The sequence below is a fragment of the Nocardia amamiensis genome (assembly GCF_015477605.1).
GTDB lineage: Bacteria > Actinomycetota > Actinomycetes > Mycobacteriales > Mycobacteriaceae > Nocardia > Nocardia amamiensis_A.
Genome location: NZ_JADLQX010000096.1, coordinates 1 through 4,659, shown reverse-complemented (window position 1 = coordinate 4,659; position 4,659 = coordinate 1). Strand labels below are relative to the sequence as shown.

1 protein-coding gene is annotated in these 4,659 nt (G+C 69.7%); it reads right to left on the bottom strand.

Features of this window, described 5'->3' with window-relative positions:
* Window positions 1–4,659: non-ribosomal peptide synthetase (locus IU459_RS36615; RefSeq protein ID WP_195134166.1), on the bottom strand; the 4,659-nt coding region annotated here is incomplete at both ends.

Here is a 4,659-nt window from a genome sequence, read left to right as displayed (position 1 = left end):
CCACCAGCCGCGCACCGACCTGCAACGGCCAGAAGAACTCCCACACCGACACGTCGAACGTCGCCGGGGTCTTCTGCAACACCACGTCGTAGGCCGCCAAGCCGTACTCGGCGTGCATCCACACCAGCCGGTTGACGATCGCCGCGTGCGACACCGCCACACCCTTCGGGCGGCCGGTCGAACCGGAAGTGAAGATCACGTACGCGGTGTTGGCCGGGCGCAGCGGCTTGTGCCGATCGGCGTCGGTCAGCGGCTCGCCGGAGAACTCCGACAACTCCAGCTGATCGATGCGCACCTGCCGGGAGACCGTGGTCTCCAGATCGGAGCCTGAGGTCAGCACGCACACCGGGCGCGCGGTCTCGAGGATGTAATCGATCCGCTCGGCCGGATGGTCCGGGTCCAACGGCACGTACGCGCCGCCCGCGGCGTTCACCGCGTACATGCCGACCACCAGGTCGATCGAGCGCCGCATACCGAGGGCCACATACGATTCCGGGCCCACGCCATTGCTCTTGAGCCAGCGCGCCAGGCGGTGCACCCGCCCGGCGAACTCGGCATAGGACAGACTCGTCCCCTCGAACGTCACCGCGGGACTGTCCGGCGTGCGCGCGACCTGCGCCTCGAACAGCGACACCAGCGTCGCCGACGGGTCCACCGCATACGCGGTGGCATTCCACTGCCAGACGACCTTGACACGCTCCTGCTGGTCCAGTAGCGCGATATCGCCGATCGGCAGGTCCGGTTCGGCGGCGATCGCTTTCAGCAACCGGCCGAAGCGCCGCCCGAACTCCGCCATGGTGGCCGGGTCGAACAGGTCGGTCGCGTAGATCAGCTCGGCGGTGATACCCGCCGGGGCCGGACCGGTGCCGTTGGTCGTTCCGGCGGGCGCCGCCGCGCGCTCGGAGAGCACCAGTTGCAGGTCGAACTTGGCGACATCGATCGGCAGATCGACACCGCTCACGGTCAGACCGGGCAGCTCCAGGGTGGTCTGGCCGGTGTTCTGGAACGACAGCATCACCTGGAACAGCGGATGCCGCGCCTGCGACCGCGCCGGGTTCAGGATCTCCACCAACCGCTCGAACGGCAGGTCCGCGTGCCCGAAGGCCGCGATGTCGGTGGCGCGTACCGCGCGCAGCAGCTCGGTGAACGTCGCATCGGGTTCGATCGGGGTTCGCAGCACCAGGGTGTTGACGAACATGCCGACCAGATCGTCGAGCGCGCGTTCACCGCGCCCGGCGACCGGGGTGCCGATGGCGATGTCATCCTCGCCGGACAACCGCGACAACAGAACCGCGAGCGCCGTGTGCGCGACCATGAACAGCGTCGCACCCTTCATGCGCGCGAGTTCGGTGAGCTGGGCGTGGGTTTCGGCGTCGATCTCGAAGGTGTGCGTGGCGCCGCGGGCGGAGGCGACCGCTGGGCGCGGCCGGTCGGCGGGCAGATCCAGCTGCTCGGGCAGCCCGCGCAGGGTGTCCGACCAGAACGAGATCTGCTCGGCGATCACCGAACTCGGGTCGTCCTCGGCGCCGAGCACCTGACGCTGCCACAGCGCGAAGTCCGCGTACTGCACCTCCAGCGGACGCCAGGCGGGTTCGCCGCCGTCGACCCGGGCGCCATAGGCGGTCATCACATCGCGGGTGAGCGGCCCCATGGAGAAGCCGTCGGCCGAGATGTGGTGCACCACAAGGGCCAGCACGTACTCGGTCGGGCTGATCTCGAACAGCCTGGCGCGGAACGGCACCTCGGCGGTCACGTCGAACGCCGTGCCCACCAGACGCGACAGCGCTTGGGGCAGTTCGGCTTCGGTGACATCGATCGGCGTCAGATCCGGGATGACCTTGGCGGTGGGCACGGTCTGCTGATGCGCGGCGCCGTCCACCTCGGGGTAGAACGTGCGCAGCGACTCGTGGCGGGCCAGCACATCGGCCACCGCGATCTGCAACGCCTGCCGGTCGAGCAGACCCGACAGCCGCACCGCGGCCGGGATGTTGTCCACCGCCGAGTCGGGGTCGAAGCGGTTGAGGAACCACATCCGCTGCTGAGCCAGTGACAGCGGCACCAGCTCGGGCCGTTCCCGCGCCACCAGCGGCGCCCGGCCGCCCTGTCCGGCAGCCGATTCCACCTTCGCGGCCAACGCCGCGACGGTGGACGCCTCGAACAGCACGCGCACCGGAACCTGCGTATCCAGCGCCTCGCCCAGTCGCGCCGCCACCTGGGTGGCGACCAGCGAGTTGCCGCCCAGTTCGAAGAAGTCGTCGTCCAGGCCGACCCGCTGCACGCCGAGCACCTCGGCGAAGGTGTCGGCCACGATCTCCTGCACCGGCGTCGCGGGCGCGCGGAACACCTTGGCCTCGAACACCGGTTCCGGCAGCGCCTTGCGGTCCAGCTTGCCCGAGGCGTTCAGCGGGAACTCGTCCAGCACCACATAGGCCGTGGGCACCATGTACCCGGGCAGCCGCGCGCCGAGCTCGGCCTTGACCGACTCGACGTCCACCACCCGATCCGGGTCCGCCACCAGATAGGCCACCAGCTGGTCGCCGGTCCGCTCATCGGTGCGCACCACGACCACCGCCTGCGCCACCGATTCCAGCGCCGTGAGCGCCGACTCGATCTCGCCCAGCTCGATGCGCAGACCGCGCAGCTTCACCTGGAAGTCGGTGCGGCCCAGGTATTCCAGCTCACCGTTCTCGGTCCAGGCCACCAGGTCGCCGGTGCGGTACATCCGCGCACCGCGCTCCCCGTACGGGTTGGCGACGAACCGGTCGCCGGTCAGGTCCGGACGCGCGACGTAACCGCGCGCCAGCTGGGCGCCCGCGAGATACAGCTCACCCGCGACGCCCACCGGAACCGGACGCAGGCGCGCGTCCAGCACGTAGACCTGGGTGTTGAACACCGGAGCGCCGATCGGCACCGTCTCGGTGTCGGCGTCGACGACCTCGTGGAAGGTGACGTCGACCGCGGCCTCGGTCGGACCGTACAGGTTGTGCAGCGCGGCGCCGGTCAGCTCACGCAACCGGTGCGCGGGCTTGGGCGGCAACGCCTCACCGGAGGCGAACACCAACCGAAGCGAACCGCACCGCGCGGCCGCGGCATCCGCCACGAACACCGCGAGCATGGACGGCACGAAGTGGGTGACGCTCACCCGCTCCGCGCTGATCACCTCGGCGAGGTAGGCCGGATCGCGATGCCCGTCCGGCTTCGCGACCACCAGCCGAGCACCGATCTGCAACGGCCAGAAGAACTCCCACACCGACACGTCGAACGTCGCGGGCGTCTTCTGCAGCACCACGTCGTCCGCGCGCAGCTGGTAGGCGGTCTGCATCCAGACCAGCCGGTTGACAATCGCGGCGTGCGAGACCGCCACACCCTTCGGGCGGCCGGTCGAACCGGAGGTGAAGATCACGTACGCGGTGTTCGACCCACGCAGCGGCGCACGACGATCGGCATCCGTGACCGGCGCTTCCGACAGGCCCTTCAGGTCGAGCAGGTCGATGCGCACCTGCGCGGTGTCGATGTCCAGATCGCTGCCGGAGGTCAGCACACATACCGGATCGGCCGTGGCGAGAATGTATTCCGTGCGCTCGGCCGGGTGGTCCGGGTCCAGCGGCACGTAGGCGCCACCGGCCACGGCGACGGCGTACATGCCGACGACCAGATCGATCGAGCGCCGCATGCCCAGCGCCACATACGATTCCGCGCCGACCCCGCGGGCGATCAGCCAGCGCGCCAGCTGGTTCACCCGCCAGGAGAACTCGGCGTAGGACAGACTTGTCCCCTCGAACGTGATCGCGGTCGCCTCAGGGGTGCGTTCGACCTGGTCGTAGAACATCGAAACCAGCGTCAAGGCGGTGGAGCTCGCGGAACGGCCCGGCAACACAGCCGAGTCCACATCGAATTCGGTGTCGTTCCAGCCGGAGACCACCAGGTCGCGCTCGGCGGCGTCGAGCAGTTCGATGTCGCCGACGCAGACATCGGGCTCGGTGCTGATCGCGGTGAGCACCCGGGTCAGGCGGTCGGCGATGCGGCGCACCGTCTGCTCGTCGAACAGGTCACGCAGGTAGCCCGCGCGCACCCGCAGCCGCGAATCCAGCTGCGCGATCAAGGTCAGCGGATAGTGCGTGGCGTCGGCCGCGTCCAGTCCGACCACCGCCATGCCGTCGATGTCCGCGGCTTGGGCTTGCAGACCCGCCGCGTCCACCGGGTAGGACTCGAACACCACCAGCGTGTCGAACAGTCCGCCCACGCCCGCGGCGGACTGGATGTCGGCCAGCCCGACATAGTGGTGGTCGAGCAGGTCGGCCTGCTCGCCCTGGGTGCGAGTCAGCAGGTTCCGCACCGACTCCGACGGATCGAACCGCACCCGCACCGGAACGGTGTTGATGAACAGGCCGACCATCGATTCCACGCCGGACAGCTGCGCGGGACGCCCGGAGACGGTGGTGCCGAACAGCACGTCGTCGCGGCTGGTCATCCGGCCGATCACGATGCCCCACGCGGTCTGCAGGACGCTGTTCGGCGTGACGCCCAGCGACGCGGCCAGCGCGGTCAGCCGCGCGGTGGCCGCCTCGTCCAGGTCGAAGAAGTACTCACCGGACAGCGAGGTGATCTCGCGACCGGCGTCCGGGCGGGCCAGCAGGGTCGGCTCGCCCACACCGCGCA